Source organism: Bacillus sp. Xin1, from assembly GCF_013314535.1.
In the GTDB taxonomy this organism is placed as follows: Bacteria; Bacillota; Bacilli; order Bacillales; family Bacillaceae_G; genus Bacillus_A.
In genome coordinates this window covers 1-17365 of sequence record NZ_JABUAE010000061.1, presented here as the reverse complement: position 1 = coordinate 17365, position 17365 = coordinate 1, and the positions used below count along the sequence as shown (strand labels likewise).

The following is a 17365-nucleotide window of genomic DNA, read 5'->3' as shown; positions in this document are numbered from 1 at the left end:
CAGAATAGGAAAAGGCTCTATCTTTTCAAACTTATTATCCCGGCGCTTCATAAAGCGGATTACTGCACTTTCTCCTTCTTGGAACCTCATTAACTCCGTTGGCGTTAATAATGGTTTTGTATCTATCCCTTCCGTCTTACTCTTATCAATTGATAATCCTTTTCCACTTCGAGATAATGAATTGATTGTTTGATTCCCTAATTTTTCGGATATTTCTTTTGCAGTTTCTTTATTACCCGATTGAATATAAATTTGATTCCCGCAATTGTCTTGAATGGTTGTACTTGCATCTCCATATTTCATTTTTAACTGTGGAAGAGCTTGCACGATTAGGTTAAAACGGATATTACGCCCTAAACAAACTGTAACGATATTCCCCATATCATCAATCGCCGGCATACTTCCAAATTCATCCAACAAATACACTACTTCTCTATGACATTTACCACCACGAGCTAAACCAGCATACTTGGAGAGCACAAAATATAGCTGTCTAATAAAGATTGAGGCAATGACATGATTACTAGAATCATAGTCTGGAACAATCATAAAGACCGCTATTGGCTTTTCAAATATGACAATGGTATCAATTTGTAAGCCATCTTGTTTCTCGACAACTTTGAATGTTGTTTCTCCTGTATCCTTGTTGATTGTTTGGATTTCTACAATCGTTTTCTTCTTCGTTTTACTCTCCATTACATGAATGCGCTGACCTTTTTTTACGTTTTGCTGGAAATTCAGTTCAAAACGCCCTACTGTATCTGTTTTGATACTTTCTTTCGATCCATCCGGGAAGATAATCTGTACACGTACCCTTGGTGTCCCTTTTCCTTGCAAGCTCTTTCCAAAGCCAACTCGTTTTAAATCGATACTATTCCGAGATGTCATTTTCGCAATGCCATCAAAAGTAAAGATGGACAGTTTACTCATTGTAGTACTAAAGATACTTCCTCGTGTTGTCCCGCCCTTTGCAAAGCTAGAAGTTGCAAATTGCATCTTCGCAACACTCTCAGCGGGAAGCATTTCAAAATATATATCTAATGCATTTTGGGTATTTCCTTTTGCATCAATTACAATTTCTTTGGAACCAAGCTCCGATAACATGTTTGCGACTGCATACATCGAAATTTTATCCTCTGTCTTTTCCTGGATACATTTATCTATAACCGCTAAAATTAATGCATTACATAAACTCATTGCACTATTATTCCAAAATGGATCTTTCACATTTGGATTGTAATAAAGAGAAAAGGATAGTGTATTACAAAGTGTCTGAGCTGTTGCTGTATCCCCTTGTTTGTAGGCGTCTTTGATAAGCTGAAGCAAATTGTAGCTCATCGACTCTAACGGGTTAATTAAATTTAAAACTTCAATATGGAAGCCCCGTTTTTCCAGCGTTTTTTTCGATGCCGCTAGCAACTCCCCCTTAGGATCGTTGACGACTAAAGACGGCTGGATTTCGGCACGAGAATATGCATCAATTGTTGGAAATACATACGTTTCCCCTTTACCAGATCTCGTTGTCCCGATGATTAAATTACTAACAGCACCATCATCAATTAATAAACGTCCTGCCTTTGCGCTATCTTTTAACTTCTTTATTTCTTTCCATTTTTCCATTCCTTTTGCTTCCATCACTTTTTTCGCTTGTCGTAAAATGGATTTCACCGAAATTTCATCATACCTAGAGATGACCACACCACCTTTTCCTTCATATCGTTCCGTTTTTTCAGGAATTGCTCGATATTGCCTTTTCACCTCATCAAGTGTTGCAAAACGAGAAGAATCTTTTTGATTCTGATTTAAATCTTTAAAACTCGAACGAATCTTGTAGGTGAATTGCATGGTACATACACTCGCAATCAGGAATAATACCAAATAAAGTAACAACGGATGTTGAAAGGTATATAGATCCTCTATCCCGATATGAAAAGGCTTTGGATGTACTAAGTCTGAAAATGTTGTCTTCACCATTTCTACGATGACGTTCCCTAGAAAATTTACAATCAAAAAAATTCCACTAAACAAAAAAGCACTCATTGGGATGAGTACCTTCCATTCAGCTAATTTGTATTTCAATGGTGCTTTTTGATGCACATTGTTCCCTCCTTTTTAGAAAATAAAAGAGCTGGTTGAAAGTTCAACCAGCTTGTTACCTTTTACTATTAAACTAAAACAGATGATTTTGGCTTATCTCCTCCGTCCTTTGGTGGATCCACTGGCGGTCTTGGCTTATCTCCTCCGTCCTTTGGTGGTTCCACTGGCGGTTTTGGCTTATCTCCTCCATCCTTTGGCGGTTCCACTGGTGGTTTCGTATCTCCCGGATCCGTTGGTAGTTCTACTGGTGGTTTTGGCTTATCTCCTCCGTCCTTTGGTGGATCCACTGGCGGTTTTGGCTTATCTCCTCCGTCCTTCGGTGGATCCACTGGTGGTTTTGGCTTATCTCCTCCGTCCTTCGGTGGATCCACTGGTGGTTTTGGCTTATCTCCTCCGTCCTTTGGTGGATCCACTGGCGGTTCTACTGGTGGCTTCGTATCTCCTGGATCCGTTGGTGGTTCCACTGGTGGTTTTGTATCTCCCGGATCCGTTGGCGGTTCCACTGGTGGTTTTGTATCTCCCGGATCCGTTGGCGGTTCCACTGGTGGTTTTGTATCTCCCGGATCCGTTGGTGGCTCTACTGGTGGTTTCGTATCTCCCGGATCCGTTGGTGGTTCTACTGGTGGCTTCGTATCTCCCGGATCTGTTGGTGGTTCTACTGGTGGTTTCGTATCTCCCGGATCCGTTGGTGGTTCTACTGGTGGTTTCGTATCTCCCGGATCTGTTGGTGGCTCTACTGGTGGTTTCGTATCTCCCGGATCCGTTGGTGGCTCTACTGGTGGTTTTGTATCTCCCGGATCCGTTGGTGGTTCTACTGGTGGTTTCGTATCTCCCGGATCCGTTGGCGGTTCCACTGGTGGTTTCGTATCTCCCGGATCTGTTGGTGGTTCTACCGGCGGTTTCGTATCCCCTGGATCCGTTGGCGGTTCTACCGGCGGTTTCGTATCCCCTGGATCCGTTGGCGGTTCCACTGGTGGTTTCGTATCTCCCGGATCTGTTGGTGGTTCTACTGGCGGTTTCTCCGTTGGAGCCACATCTACAATGCTTGCTAGTGATAAGTTTGTATTTTGATCACCAAATGCAAATTGGTCCCCCTTCACTGTTACTTGCGGACTTCCATCTGTAATAACTGCCACCACATTGTCCTTCGCTGTATCATGAATCGTTTTATCTGAAGTTTCGTTGTCAAATAGAGCTAGAACACGAGAAGTTGTTTCATCTCCATTTTGAAGAGTACTTGCAATTGTTTTATCCTTATAAGTTACTTTGTTTTTATCAATGTCTAAGACGTGTGCCACATCTTTATCCTGACTATTTATCGCACTTTCTGTCATTGTTTCAAAGTCTTTTTTATTTAGTTCTTCTTTCTTTTCTTCTGGTTTATTTTTATCAGCTTTTTTGGTTATAGCTGGCTTACTTTTTGCTGTTTCCTTACTTCCAAACCAACTACAACCAGCACTACCCAATAACAACGAACCACCTACAGCTACCATTCCCATCTGTCTAAAAAATTTCTGATAGTTTAATGGCATCGCGTTTCTTCCCCCTTTAGATCTCGCTTAATTCCTTATCAATTTTTTCGATTTTCGCTTTCTTTTCTTCTTCACTAAGAGTGGATTGCCCCACATCTTTCTTTTGTAGCTCTTTTACCTCTTTCATTAGCGTTTTGTTTCCTTGTGTTTTTGCAAAAGTAAAGCAATCATCAAATTTCTTCTGATTCACATAAGCTTCAGCTACAAGTTTTTCACGTCTACCATCCATATTGACTTTGGCTTTTAATCGAATTACATCCTCATATTTCTTATTGAGTGCCGCCTTTTCAAAATCAATCACATCATTTTTAATATTTATCTCATTTATTTTTTTCATATTGTCGATACCGATATAGTAAGCTACAACACTCTCCGCAAATTTCGCTTCATACTGTATGGCCTTATTTGCCTTTCCACTTAATAAGTAAGAGAATAAAACTGCTTTTTGACTCTCTTTATCTAGCTCTTTATAATCCAATTTCTCAAACTCTTGAATTGCCTTTGGATATTGCTGAATAGAAGCTTGTTGAAGTCCTTTCACTAAATGTGTATCCGGCTGATTTGTTCTTGCTTCAACTGAGTTTGTTGGGACAGTATACAAGGAAAAAACACTTACAGCTCCTACTACAATCCCACCAACGGCTCCCCCGATAATTTGAAACAGATGTTTTTTGTTCCTGTTTCCTTTTTCTAAAGGAAGCTCTTTATTAGCATGTTGTTTCCCTCTAGTTCCGTTGTTTTCTTCTGGTTCTTTTACCTCTTCAGGTGGAGCAATTCCCTTTAAAAACTCTTCAATATCTTGTCGCATCAGTTCTAACAGTTCTTCTTTTTGTTCCTCTTGTTCCTCATCCATTTCCATGGCAGACAGTTTGTTTTCTACATGTTCATACAAATGTGAAGCATAACCAGCCCCTAGAGACAACGTCCCTGCATACAATTCATTGTCTTGATCTAAAATATGAAAATCTACATGGACAATACTTTCTTGCTCCTGTAACCCTTGTTCGAGTTGGTACGAAATCTTACAAGCATCCTGTAACGACATCTTCTGAAAACTTTTAATCTCTGGTATTGTACTTTTGGTAAACATGACTTCTAGCATAAATTGTATCCTCCTCCCCTTTGTAACGCTCTACATTGGCATATAAAAAGAAGCTATACAATTGCATAGCTTCTTTACCCAAACGTATTTTGTTGTATCCTCACATCCAAAAGAACAAAATGGATCCAAATTTGATATTACTATTAATCCCTTCTGCCAATCCCTTTGCACCCATTACAATGATTAATCCTACTGCTGAACCAATAAACCATCCTTTACTCTGGTGTCTTCCTCTTTCCCCACCCCAGATCAGGTAGTAACCACCGATACAAAATGCGATAGCCGCACTAATGATTCCTAAACGTTGTGCCCAGGTTAATACTGATTCACCTGTTTTAACTAAACTAGCCATGCCATCTCCGGCACCTAGAATTAATTGGTTTAATTTAAACATATCCTACACTCTCCTTATATTTGTGTTATACAACTTCACTTGACTGAGAAAGATCCACCGGACGTTCAGGTGCCCTACTAGAACCTTTTTCTTCTTCTACAAATAGAGTGAGTGCTTCTAATATTAATTCTTGATTTCCTTCAATGAACTGTTGATGTTGTGCATGGAGCCAATTTTGATAACTTTCTCCTTTGACCTTCAACAACTTTTCGACCAAGTCTCGTGATTTCTTTAAATCACGTTGTGTAACAGTTGGATTAGACAATTTATTACACCGCCTCTCTATCCAATTATTTATCCATATACATTTCCTTCATATTACGTACAAACACATCTAATTCTTTTTCTAATTCAGATGGTTTGTGTTTTTCAAATTTGATTTGTTTTTTCAATTCACCTTTTTGATAAAATGCTAGAGTATCTGGATCTTGTTTTACTCCATAGTATGATTGATCTTTAGTTCCGTCATATTCTGGGTGATAACTATTTAACTCTTTACCATTTACACCATTAGAGTCAAAAACTTTCTTTACTTGATTTGTATAAAAATCTCTTTGTTCTTTATCAAAGGAGTAAACTACAAATCCTGTACCATCTTGTGACATGAATTTTTTAACCTCTAATGGTTTTAACTGTTCAAGTTCTCCTTTCTTGCTATTTGAGAATACCAGTGTGGAACCAATCCCTAAGATTGCAACCAATGCAACAATAACGGCAATGAGCTTTGATTTTCGAGTCATAATTTGACCTCCCTATTTGTATTAAACAAGCGATTTTGGAGTCTACTGAGAGTTCAGATCGTTTCTCCACATCTGGTTATTATTATAGCAAGAATATTGGGAAAATAATGATTAATTACCATTTATGGCTGATATGGTAAACCCTATATTGGCATGCATATGAACATTCATCCCGACCGAACTTCATAAGCCCAATACTGCACAACGTTTTGGCATGTCCGTAGAACCTTGTGTATCTACTGTTTTTTGTGTTCATCGCTTCTTTAGAATGTCATACTGGGATATTCCTCACGATTACTAACTCCTACAGATGATGGATACACCGTATTTTCCCCGTGATCACAGGTGTGTTTTACGTACGCACACACCGAACAATGAATCAATCGTATACCCAACCTTTTTAGTGACCGTTTCGAAAGGGGGCACGCATGTGAAGTTTTCAAAGGGCAATTGTGCTTCGATAAGGAAAAACTTTCGTTTTGAACGACTATAAAAATAGTTACGAAATTGTTTGTTTTTCCAAAATCGGATAAACCTATCTCAGCACACTCCAAAACCGCTTGTTTTTTTCTCGAAAATCATCTTATTTCCGTCGTTGGCACACAGTCGTCAATTCATCATCCTGGTTTCTTCTCTTGGCAATTACTTTTTGTTTTTCATCCATGACTGAACGGACACGGTAATAAATCTCTGCAACCCTCTCGATATTTCCTGTTGTATCTTCTACCGCTACCGCTCCTTTTAGCTGATACACTTTGCCATCGAATGTTTTGACACTTTGTGCACGTGACGACGATATATCATAGAATGCAAGTCTCTGCTCTTTTCCCATGTGTATCGCCTCCTCAAAAGGGGAAGGACTTAAAATCCCCCCTTTCATCTTGTATAGTTTTCTAGCCATCTATATATCATGAATGGCTGTGAAATCCCTAAATTCTTGATTTTTGAAAGGTAAGACTATGCTAGAACCGTTGTCTGACATGAGGTAGCAATTCGTTTTGCTCCATGTTTTCCGTATATACGCTGTAAAACGGAATGAGATTCTACTACGATGGAAGTTCGAATATTATAGGCGGCACTTTCTTTTAAAAACTGCTCCATATGAGGGATAGGATAAAGATTGAGTTGATAAAATACCAGATGAATTGGTCGGATTTTCTTCTTCTCTGTTAGGAAATGAAGAAAATGAGATAACGCTTCTCCTCGATCTTCATAGGTGCTATTACTTGTATCTATGCTGATATACGTGACAACCTTTTGATAATCTTCATAATCTAAAGAAACTGTTTCGCTTAACAAATCATACTTTACAACACGATAGCCTTGTTTTAATTTCTGTTGATGTGTATCTTCGTAAAATTGACCCGTTGGATCAAAAATGAAGATAAACTTTTGTTCTGCTTTTCTTATCCCCTCTATCACTGTTTGATACGCCTCTTGCGAAGCTTTGATTACATCTACACCCTTTTCCTCTTGATTCGAACTCTTCATTGCCTGTAGAAGCCCTGAGCACCTTTGAATGACTCCTAGCATGTCTTTCTCTCCTTTCTTACTTTGAATTATTGAGCTTTTTTACGGTTTCTTACTGCAAATACAGCTCCAATTGCGCCAAGTACGACACATACAATTCCAATCCATTTTATGTATGGATTTTCAGCTTTACCGCCTGTTGTAGGAAGATTTGCATCTACTTTTTCTACTTTCTTTGGTGTTTGTTCTAGTTGTGGTTTTGTAACAATCTGTTGTGGTTTCTCTGGTTGTGGTGTAACTGGTTTTTCTGTTACTTTTGGTTGTTCTGGTGTCTGTGGTTGTGGTGTTTCTGGCTGTTCTGGTGTTTGTGGAGTCTCTGGTGTAGATGGTGTCGGTTTCTTTTGATCCTTCACTGTATGCTTGATAATTTCTCCATCCTTTTTAATCTCAAAAGAGAAGGTTTCTTCGTTAATCAGATAACCTTCTGGCGCAAATGTTTCTTTATATGTGTACTTTCCTGCTGGGAGTTTTTCAAACTTCGCAATCCCTTCCTTGTTTGTTTTCCCTTTTACTACTTCCTTCCCTTTCTCGTTATAAATTGTAAACTCCGCTCCTGGAAGTTTGTTGTTTCCATCAGCTACGTCTACTTTCGTGATTTCTAAAATGCCTTCAATTTTTTTATCCTTTACAATATGTTTAATAATCTCGCCATCCGCCTTAATTTCGAAAGAGAAAGTCTCTTCATTCACTACATAACCTTCTGGCGCAAATGTTTCTTTATATGTGTATTTCCCCGCTGGGAGTTTTTCAAACTTTGCAATACCTTGCTCGTTTGTTTTCCCTTTTACTACTTCCTCCCCTTTCTCGTTGTAAATTGTAAACTCCGCTCCTGGAAGTTTGTTGTTTCCATCAGCTACGTCTACTTTCGTGATTTCAAGTGAGCCTTTTGCCTGTGTATTTTTTGCAATTAGTTCAATTGTTTTTCCATTCTCAGTAATATTGAAAGGAATTGGGTCTTTCGTCAAGATGTAACCAGTTGGTGAAGATTTTTCAATGAATTGATACTTTCCAAAAGGTAAGTTATTAACTTTGATTAAACCGTCTTTATCGGTTGTATATTCATGAAGTTGATTTCCTTTTTCATCTACAAGGACAAACACGGCACCCGCTAATTTCTTTTTACCATCCTGATCTACTTTTAAAAGTTGCACATTTCCTTTGATTTTTGTATTTTCTACAGTGATTGTTGCAACTTCACTAGTTTTCACTTCAAGGATTTTGGGTTGGTCATTTAATACATAACCAGTAGGAGCTTTCACTTCTTTTAAAGAATACTTTCCAGCTTCTAAACCAGAAAGGCTCGCTGTCCCCTCCTCATTGGTAGTAATCGTACCTACCTTTTCGTTTGCACTGTTGAATACTTCAAATACAGCACCTTGTAGCACTTCTTTTTGCTCTCCTACTTTTACAACCTTTAATCCACCAAGGGATTTCCAGTGTACCTGTAGATCTGTGCTTACTTTTTCCTCTGTTCTTTCTAATAAGACCGTTGCATCCTGTATTTTGTCATTTCCCTTATAAGCTACTGCATGTAACTTAGAAAGATTAGAAGATACTTTCAAGGAAAAAGTACCACTTGGAGAGGCTTTCGGTACAAGGATACGGAATTGTTCTCCTAGGTTGAACTGTTGTTTCTCTTCTCCGTTTGTTGAAACAACTTTTGTTCCAGTTGGTGCATTGGTTAGTTGGACTGTAAATACACCGTTCTTTGCGTTGCTTTCTACTTGATAGTTTGTCGTCTCAAAGTACTCACCGTTTAATTTTGCTTCTTGACTGTCTGTTGGTGTTACATTCATGTACAGTTCTTGCGTTTCCTGACTCGCATCTGCCCCAGCAATAATTGCTTTTACAGCTTTGGCAACATTCGCATTCTTATGCTGAACGTCATTAATGTCAATTTGCCCAAGTGCCGACCAAACAGAAATCTGCGTTGCATAATGCGCCTCTTGCCAGTTTGAAACACCCAGTTCTTCCGGACTCTTTTGTGGGTATCCATTTAGAAGGACTCGGTACACAATATTATCTGTGCGCCCCATCTCCGGAAGGTCGTTTCCATTGGGACTGAGTTTTCCATACGTTAAACAGTACGCAATTTGACCATTTGTATTCTTCAGTAACTCTGTTCGTAGTTCTTTCCCGTACATGGGGCTATAACTCCATTTCATTTCATATCTCTCACGATTAATGACTTCGGCACTTGCTTTCGTCAGCGGAAATACAAAATTTAGAACAACTAGAAGCATACTCATAGCAATGAGTAACGTTTGATACGATCGTTTCAACATGACTAACAGCTCCCTCATATTATGCAGTTTTCAAAGAACGAAAATCAGAATTTTCAGATTTTAAATTTAAAAAAATAACATTAAAATTGTACCTTTTCTTCATTACTGATTTACAATATAAATGTATAATTGTGTAATGCTAAGAAGTGTTTCATTCCAACTTTGCTCGATAATACGTAGCAAAGAAGATTTTTTCAATGGGCTCATTAAAGAGATTAGCAAGAACTTTTGCACGTTTCTCGATAAGTCCCTTTTTACCAGTTTCAATATGATATAGAGTTTTTACAGGTATGTCAGAGGCCTCAGATACCTCTTGAATTGTAAGACCTTTTGATTCCCTAATATAGCGTAACACGGTCAATTTCTCACCCCCTTAATTACATTCTATTCTCCTAAAAGTAGAATGTCAATCCCTTTAGGAAAGTTTTTTATCCATAAGGTGAATATTTTCCACTTAAAGTGAAAAATATTATCCCGTAAGAAAATAAGATGATTGGAGTGAAATAGATGATACAAAATTATTTTGGAGAAAATGTTAGAATCCTAAGAACACTTAAAGGATTAAGTATGAAAGAACTTGGTGATGTTCTAGGAGTCGCTAGTAGCACTATTTCCAATTGGGAAAACAACAGAAAAGAACCAAATTTTGAAATGCTTCAAAAAATCTCTATCTATTTTAATACGAGTACAGACCGACTCCTAAATAATAAAATTGGTGATAGTGAAGTGCTTCCAACTGAAGATCGAAAAATTATTGTAGAGCGTTTAGCTAAAGATTTATATGAGAGTTATAAGAGCATTCCAGATAAAGATAAACCACTATTAGAAAATGAATTAATTGAATACGCTAAATATTTAACTCATAGAATTGAAACTAAAAACAAATTGAAAAACAATTAAAACACGCTATTCCTCTTGGAAATTTTCAATTAAAAGTAACAATTCACGATAAGTTTCTAAAATTTGATTGTCCTTATCAATCATTTCATTAAACCATTCTTGATTAAAATTCATTTTGTGTTCCTCCCGTATTTTAGTTAATTATTTATATTTTTAATTGGCACGAAATTTTTCTGTTATTAAATAGTGAACCACTCTTAAAAAGTACGAAAGACGCTACTTGTTAGTAGCGTCTTTCTCATTTAAACGGCTCATCCGCCTCCGGGATCAACCATCATACTCATAACATATTTATTTGTCTCTAGTGATTGTGCATGTTGTGATTCTTTTGTGTCTGATTGAAAAAACGATGTCAATATCATTACAGTATATAATGTAACGACAAAGTATTTATTCACTTGACTTCACCTCTTCTTTTAATAGCTCTTTCTTGACATATTGCGAGTAAAATACATTACCTGTTAATTCGAAATATTCCAAAGATTTCTTTAATCCTATTATATCATTATTTACTTTAGAAAACGAATACTGCTGAAAAGCGGTGAATTCCTTTCCATCTTTTCTCAATCCCTCATATAATTTTATTCCTCTTCCCCAATCACCATGCATACATTCATAAAATGCTTCTTCAGATGTATGAATAAGATCAAACCTAATTTCATCTAAATTTATACCGTTTTCTATATACAAGTGTGCTAGCGTAGTATGAAAGGCAAGATACTTTTGTGTTTTTTGTGGAACTTCTATATTTTCACATAAAGAAATCGCCCTTTTAATGTACTTTTCAGCCGTATACGGGCATTCAAATATAAAACTTTCCCCCAAGCAACACCAGGCTGTGGCCTTAATTATAGAAATATCCATCTCAGAATCTAAAATTTCATAACATGTATTCCGACACCTTTCTAGATCATTTCTCATTAAGTATATATAAGCTAATCGTTCTTTATATTTCATTTGTAAACACTGCTTAATATAGTCCTGTTTTATCTCTTTTAAGTTAGCTTCCATACGATCAGCATGCGGAATAATAGCATTGTAATTTTGCTTATCATACATGGCTTCCATATACAAAATATTCAAGGATGCTTGACAATCGGGATCTGATGAAAAATCTTTTACATAAATTTCATCAAGAAGTTGTTGTCCTCTTGCAATATTTTGATTTCTCTTATTTTGAATCTTATAAACAGCTAAATACTTCTTTAATCCCTTTGTCTCAGCATGTTCTTCTATAATTTTTTTTATTAAATCGTATTCACCCATTGCTTGGCAATAGCATAATGCCTTCCGTACATTTAATGGAGTTTTACATAGAAGAATATATTCATGAATCATTTGTCTTTGCTCTTCAGGACTATCGCAAATGGACTGAATTAGCTTTAAGAAAACTTCAAATTTAAACTCATCTGTTTTACATTGAAGCCCGTTATCAATCGTAGTTTTACTGCTTCCAATTTCCTTTGCAAGTTTCCTACTACTTATATTCTTATCCTCTTTAAGCTTCAATAACTTTTTCATTAAATTCTCCAATGTAATTCCCCCTTCCAAGCACAAGATACATTATCCAATATTAATTACAGAAAAAAGTTCTTAATTATGGTGTAACACTCTGATATATTCTTGTAAGCTAATAAATTGCTATCGTAATTGGGCAATCGACACTTTGATATCAATATACAGTCAAAGTAACGAAGATTTATCTTGTCATTATGTTTAAACTTAATATCGCTTCCTCATAAATTATATAATTAGAATTATCTTAACATGAAGCCCTTATGGTTATGTATACACCACCTATCATAAAAATGTTTCTAATTATATTACTGAAAATTCAGTTATTTTAAGCCAAAAAAATCACTTCCTGCTAACTATATTTTAATAAAGAATTAGTATGAATTTTCACACATGGGATAACAAAACCTACCTAAGGGGATTGATATTATATTGATAACAATATAATATAAAAAGAAAGATTGTATTTTTTAGAGAGAAATGATTTTAAAAGATATATAAACAAAAAAAACCCACTACACTCAGTTTTAAATTGGTTCCTGTCGCCAAACTAGATACCAATTTAAAACTCCAAGAATAGTATGGGTCTTATTTCACATTTTTAAATGTTCACTTATAGTTAGAATTATACCATAAGGTGCATATAATGTGAATAAGAACCTCTATTTTTCTATGTTTTTTCTGTATGTGTTTAGTGGGGAAAATAGGAGGTTTTTTTGTGTTACTTCAAAACTTTTTGCTCAGTCGAGCAAAGGCCGAATTAAGTCCCCGAATCAAACACTTATCCAAAACACCTGGGGCTATTAATCAAGCAATCAAGAAAGTTACTACTTATATTGATAATATTGTCCTAGAATGTGAAGGTGTTACTACAAATGGTTACCTTACACCACGAAAATTTGAAGCTTTAGAAACCGTTTTATCATACTTGGTACAAGAAGGATATTCTCAAGTAAAACAAGATCATATCAGCAAAAAAGCTGGGATTTCAAAGCCCATTATTAACTACGTGTTTAATTGGTTGCAAGACTTGGGAGTGTGTCAACAAATCAAAGTACGAAGACATGGTAAAATTGCCCCATCAATTTACATTTTAACTCTACATAACAATTACTTAAAAATTATTGAATACTTCAAGATGAAATGGGCTGTAGCAATTGATGTATGTTCTACTTTCACTAAGTTTTTAGAGAGAAAACTCTTTAAAAAGTCTGTTGTATCAAAGCATGAGGAAAAGAATATTTCATCTAACGGCATAGATATTTTAAATTTTGAAGAAGTAGAAAAACCAAATACTAATTTACAAAATACTACTGATAGATCGCAAAATTTAAATGATTATTTAAGTGAAGATCAGAAAAAAGCATATCACTATATAACAAGTCAACGAGTAACATATTTAACAGAACAGGATGCTTATACTATAGCCTTAAGAATGCCGAAAAAAATTGACCGTTATCAAAGATGGGATTTCGAAAAATGCGTTGAATGGTTTGAATATAATCAAGCTGAAATAAGTAATCCCTCTCATTTTATAAAAATGTTCGCTGAAAAATCTAAACAGAGAAAAGACCGTAACGCTAACGTTGAATGTGAAGAAAAATATAGAACTAAATTCAATTTTTACAATTGGATTGATGATCCAAAGTTTGATCTTATCCTGCAAAAACTGAATACAAATCAATACTAATTTGCAAATTTTAAAAAACATGTATATTACAGTCTTGCTCAAAAAAATATATACAAGCAAGGCTATTTGCCGTGCCTTGATATATCTCCCTCTCAAATTACCAATTTTTCACGCAAACATCTTCTAAAGACCTTCTCATTACCTCAACTTTTTATTATTTTTCTTATCTATTTATCTATAAAATTTACACTCTATATAAGCTGAAAATTCTATTATTTACTCACAATTTAACTTTGAATTTTACTAAGAAAAAATCTTGTAATGCTTGTCAGAGTAAGAGCCATGGTTAAAAAATAAATTCTAATGTTTTTATTGAGTTTAATTTTTTAAAACAAGAATTAATAAATACGGTGCTCTTAAATCAGGATTGAAATTTAAACGGGCGTTCTGTCTCTTTTTAGGGAAAACCTACATACCTTGTCTAATACTTATATAAGCACTTGAAATAGGCACAAGGATTCCCTAAACAACTACACTATTAATGACTATATTATAAATTGAATATTTTATTCTTATCAATATTTGTAGAAATTAAGTAGCTTGATATTTTATATGGAAATATATAACGAGGCATGGGGAATTTTTTCATTTAAAAAATAAATATAAAGTGTAGGAGTTTTAACAAATAATGTGGAAGCGTTCTATATAAAAACTAAGGAGGTAGAACAGTTGCAAGAACGCTCATTTTGGACGAAGGAAGTTGCAGAACGCTTAGAAATAGGAACCAGCACACTTAGAAAGTGGTGTATTGCCTTGGAGCAAGAAAACTACTCTTTTGTTAAAGGGGCAAAAAATAGTCGTGCTTTTGTTCAAAAAGATATTCAAGTACTAGAACAGATGAAAAAGCTGATTCAAGAAGCTGGGATGAGCATTGAAAGTGCTGTGAAGGTTGTTTTATCTGTTCCGTTTGTTGAGAATGAAGAAGACAAAATTCCTGAAAAAAATAGTAGAACGCCTAGCGTTCTTCCTGAGAACACAATAATTATTAATCAAGAGTTTATAGAAAAATTACTACAAGAGCAAATATTACTGAAAGAAAAAATCCAACAACTCGAACGCTTAGAAATAATGAATGCAGAACGCTTAGAACGCATGGAGAACAGATATGATGAACGTGATTCGTTACTATTAACGCATGTTAGAGAAATTCAAGAAACAAAAAGGCTTATTGCAGCATCACAAAATAAAGAAGAAAAAAAATGGTGGAAATTCTGGAAATAACGATATTTATTTTAGTTTAAAATAAATTAAAATAAATAATTATAATTTATTTTAATTTATAATTAACGATAAGGCCATCCTTTGATTCTAAATGACAAATCATTTTTAAATAAATATAAATTATTTTAATTTAAAATAATTTATATTTATTTGTTTTATTGCGTTCAATAATGATTTACGATAAAATATAGTTAATATAATTCAAAATTAATTAAAATAAATTCTTTTCAATTAGAAAGGGGTAATATAAATGAAAATAAATTACTTTGTAGAAGATGATAACGGGAATTCAGAGAAAAAGATTACAATTAACGGAGAAATGTTGAAATTCCCAAATACATATAGTTATGTTTACAAAGAACCAGTACCAATGGAAAAGAAAATTGAGGAATTAGTATATGGTTTATTTCACAATATGGATGTAACTGTAAATTCATCAGCATTAAAAGGTCAAGTAGCTCAAAGAGTCTTCGTCGGTGAACGTGCGATTCGATCAGGTGCAGATCTTCAGAACCTGAACATTAGATCAAATCGTGGAAAGCATAAACAAGATACTACAATTATGACCACAGTTAGTGCAATTGCTTGTCGTGCAGTTCAAGATATGTTTAAAAATGAGGGTTCTTTGGAAGAGGGAGCAAATATTGAAGCTAATATTTCAATGGTCACAGCTCTACCTGCATCAGAATGGAATAAAGAAAAAGCAAAAGAACTATCTGAAAGATTTACAAATAGTAGTCATCACGTAACAGTTACTGTTGGTGATGTAAGAATTTACGTAACTTTAAAATTTGAAAAGGTTATCGTTGTACAAGAAGGAACGGTTGCACTATTTGCACTGATTGAAGATGGAAAAGGTAACTATAGAAATGACGACTTATTTGATGAATTTAAAGAAATGTATGATATGAAGGAGATAACAGGTGAATATTTCAGTGAAAAGCGTCTTCTTCATATAGATATAGGCGACGGAACTACAGAATATGTAGTTACTAAAGGATATGACTATGATAATGACCACTCTTCTGGAGAAAGACATGGTATAGGTCATGCGATTGAACGTGCTAAAAAAGACTTTGAAGATGAATGGGGATTCTCTGTAGAAAGACAAGAGTTTGCTGGGTATCTAAAAGAAGAGCATCCTAAATATTATGAAGATGCTAAGAAATTTCTAGCAAGAGCAAAGTTTAATTTAGCTGATGAAGTGTTAGATACAGCAGAAACTAAATTACAAGATTTAAAATATGATGTAGACGTGGTTGTGGTCTATGGTGGTGGAAGTATTCAGTTAAAAGAGAATCTTTTTGAAGAGCTAAAAGAAATTTGTGATTCCAAAAAGATTAAAATATTATGGATCAATCCTAAAAATGCTACAGAAATGAATGTAAAAGGTATGACCGTATTCAGCTCAATTGCACTTCAAACAGAACAAGTAAACTAGGTGATTATGATGGCAAAACCAAAAGCGATTCAAATTCCATTATCAGAAAAGATGCGTCAAAGATGCCCGGAATTATTCGTTTGGATAGATGCTCAGGAAAACCCAAACGAAGCAACAAGAAAGGTTTTAGAACATTTTATCTCATTGTATGGAACACAAAGCGTTGATAGTGAAGAAGTCAAGCTGGGAATGGCAAAAGACCTTCTTAGTGCAAAAGGGATGCTACAAGGAGATATACCAAGAGGTGTATCTTCCCTAGCGCCTTTAACATACAGAAAACAAGAAGAAGGTAGTTCAATTAAAGAAAACGAAATATCAAATAAAGTCGCTAAAGAAGAAAATAAAACGAATGATGATATTGAAAAATCGGAAGAAAAGATTGAAGAAGAGACAGTAAATAAACCTATAAAAAGAAATATGGATATAAATAAATGGCTTTAAGGATAATTTACAATATAGTATTTGTATGGGAAGAAGCAAAAGACAACAAGATAAATAATAACATGATGGAGTGCTTACTTTTTAAAGAAGGCACTCCTTTTTATATTTTTTATAAAGATAATAAAAAGAGGTGATTATGGATGAGCATTTCAGTGGCTAATAGAAGAAGATGGTTGAAAATTTTAAAATTACTTGGATATTTTACAATAGTATTCGGAGTAATTTTAAGTATATTATATTTATTAAAAACATTTCTTTTACAAGTATTGGGGATCTTATTGATCGTAGTATTTGTGGCAATAGGCTTTTATTATCTAGCTTACTTATTATTTGGGATTATTAGTTTACTTTTTATTATTGGAAGTGTTATAGCTGCTATTGGATTTGCAGCATATATCTTCGGTTAGTATACAAAGGGTGATAACGATTGAAAAACCGGTTTAAAATCTGCTAAAGAAGAAACCATTTTAATCAATC

General features: G+C 35.0%; 18 protein-coding genes. 6 read left to right on the top strand and 12 right to left on the bottom strand.

What is annotated here, in order from left to right:
• The 10 genes from HRG09_RS25815 to HRG09_RS25770 form a co-directional block, all read right to left on the bottom strand.
• A partial coding sequence (locus HRG09_RS25815; RefSeq protein ID WP_174103677.1) for a VirD4-like conjugal transfer protein, CD1115 family occupies positions 1-2097 on the bottom strand: 2097 nt, incomplete at its 3' end.
• A gap of 68 nt (positions 2098-2165) precedes the next feature.
• On the bottom strand, positions 2166-3629 hold the full coding sequence (locus tag HRG09_RS25810; RefSeq protein WP_174103676.1) for a hypothetical protein: 1464 nt from the start codon (positions 3627-3629) through the stop codon (positions 2166-2168).
• A gap of 16 nt (positions 3630-3645) precedes the next feature.
• Positions 3646-4731 carry a hypothetical protein gene (locus tag HRG09_RS25805; protein WP_174103675.1) on the bottom strand — a complete coding sequence of 362 codons (1086 nt, stop codon included), beginning with the start codon at positions 4729-4731 and terminating at the stop codon, positions 3646-3648.
• A 100-nt stretch (positions 4732-4831) separates the two neighbouring features.
• Positions 4832-5125, bottom strand: coding sequence for a hypothetical protein (locus tag HRG09_RS25800; RefSeq protein WP_174103674.1), 294 nt, complete (start codon positions 5123-5125; stop codon positions 4832-4834).
• A gap of 25 nt (positions 5126-5150) precedes the next feature.
• Positions 5151-5390: a hypothetical protein gene (locus HRG09_RS25795; RefSeq protein WP_098337361.1), complete on the bottom strand. Its 240-nt coding sequence runs from the start codon at positions 5388-5390 to the stop codon at positions 5151-5153.
• 25 nt (positions 5391-5415) lie between these two features.
• Positions 5416-5865 carry a hypothetical protein gene (locus tag HRG09_RS25790; RefSeq protein ID WP_174103673.1) on the bottom strand — a complete coding sequence of 150 codons (450 nt, stop codon included), beginning with the start codon at positions 5863-5865 and terminating at the stop codon, positions 5416-5418.
• 583 nt (positions 5866-6448) lie between these two features.
• Positions 6449-6697: a hypothetical protein gene (locus tag HRG09_RS25785; RefSeq protein ID WP_174103672.1), complete on the bottom strand. Its 249-nt coding sequence runs from the start codon at positions 6695-6697 to the stop codon at positions 6449-6451.
• Positions 6698-6822: 125 nt separating this feature from the next.
• Complete coding sequence (locus tag HRG09_RS25780; protein ID WP_174103671.1) at positions 6823-7398, bottom strand: type IV secretory system conjugative DNA transfer family protein; 576 nt, start codon at positions 7396-7398, stop codon at positions 6823-6825.
• 26 nt (positions 7399-7424) lie between these two features.
• Positions 7425-9680, bottom strand: coding sequence for a SpaA isopeptide-forming pilin-related protein (locus HRG09_RS25775; RefSeq protein ID WP_174103670.1), 2256 nt, complete (start codon positions 9678-9680; stop codon positions 7425-7427).
• Positions 9681-9831: 151 nt separating this feature from the next.
• Positions 9832-10041: a helix-turn-helix transcriptional regulator gene (locus HRG09_RS25770; protein WP_174103669.1), complete on the bottom strand. Its 210-nt coding sequence runs from the start codon at positions 10039-10041 to the stop codon at positions 9832-9834.
• 146 nt (positions 10042-10187) lie between these two features.
• Between HRG09_RS25770 and HRG09_RS25765 the strand changes: the two genes are divergently transcribed.
• Positions 10188-10580: a helix-turn-helix domain-containing protein gene (locus HRG09_RS25765; protein ID WP_174103668.1), complete on the top strand. Its 393-nt coding sequence runs from the start codon at positions 10188-10190 to the stop codon at positions 10578-10580.
• Between the two features lie 251 nt (positions 10581-10831).
• Here the strand turns inward: HRG09_RS25765 and HRG09_RS25760 are convergent, their stop codons facing one another.
• Together HRG09_RS25760 and HRG09_RS25755 are read right to left on the bottom strand one after the other, a co-directional pair.
• Positions 10832-10978 carry a hypothetical protein gene (locus HRG09_RS25760; protein WP_174103667.1) on the bottom strand — a complete coding sequence of 49 codons (147 nt, stop codon included), beginning with the start codon at positions 10976-10978 and terminating at the stop codon, positions 10832-10834.
• Positions 10971-12101: an AimR family lysis-lysogeny pheromone receptor gene (locus tag HRG09_RS25755; RefSeq protein ID WP_174103678.1), complete on the bottom strand. Its 1131-nt coding sequence runs from the start codon at positions 12099-12101 to the stop codon at positions 10971-10973. Before HRG09_RS25755 ends, HRG09_RS25760 begins: the two co-directional genes overlap by 8 nt.
• Positions 12102-12813: 712 nt before the next feature.
• Here HRG09_RS25755 and HRG09_RS25750 point away from each other — a divergent pair.
• The 5 genes from HRG09_RS25750 (at position 12814) to HRG09_RS25730 (ending at position 17295) form a co-directional block, all read left to right on the top strand.
• The gene (locus HRG09_RS25750) at positions 12814-13785 is read left to right on the top strand and encodes a Replicase RepFR55 (protein ID WP_174103666.1); all 972 of its coding nucleotides are present in this window, start codon (positions 12814-12816) and stop codon (positions 13783-13785) included.
• A gap of 669 nt (positions 13786-14454) precedes the next feature.
• Positions 14455-15006 carry a DUF3967 domain-containing protein gene (locus HRG09_RS25745; protein WP_174103665.1) on the top strand — a complete coding sequence of 184 codons (552 nt, stop codon included), beginning with the start codon at positions 14455-14457 and terminating at the stop codon, positions 15004-15006.
• A 250-nt stretch (positions 15007-15256) separates the two neighbouring features.
• Positions 15257-16447 carry a ParM/StbA family protein gene (locus HRG09_RS25740; protein WP_174103664.1) on the top strand — a complete coding sequence of 397 codons (1191 nt, stop codon included), beginning with the start codon at positions 15257-15259 and terminating at the stop codon, positions 16445-16447.
• Between the two features lie 9 nt (positions 16448-16456).
• Positions 16457-16888 carry a hypothetical protein gene (locus tag HRG09_RS25735; RefSeq protein WP_254610178.1) on the top strand — a complete coding sequence of 144 codons (432 nt, stop codon included), beginning with the start codon at positions 16457-16459 and terminating at the stop codon, positions 16886-16888.
• 140 nt (positions 16889-17028) lie between these two features.
• A complete protein-coding gene (locus HRG09_RS25730) occupies positions 17029-17295 on the top strand; it encodes a hypothetical protein (RefSeq protein ID WP_174103662.1) in 267 nt (88 codons plus the stop codon).
• Positions 17296-17365 lie beyond the last annotated feature (70 nt).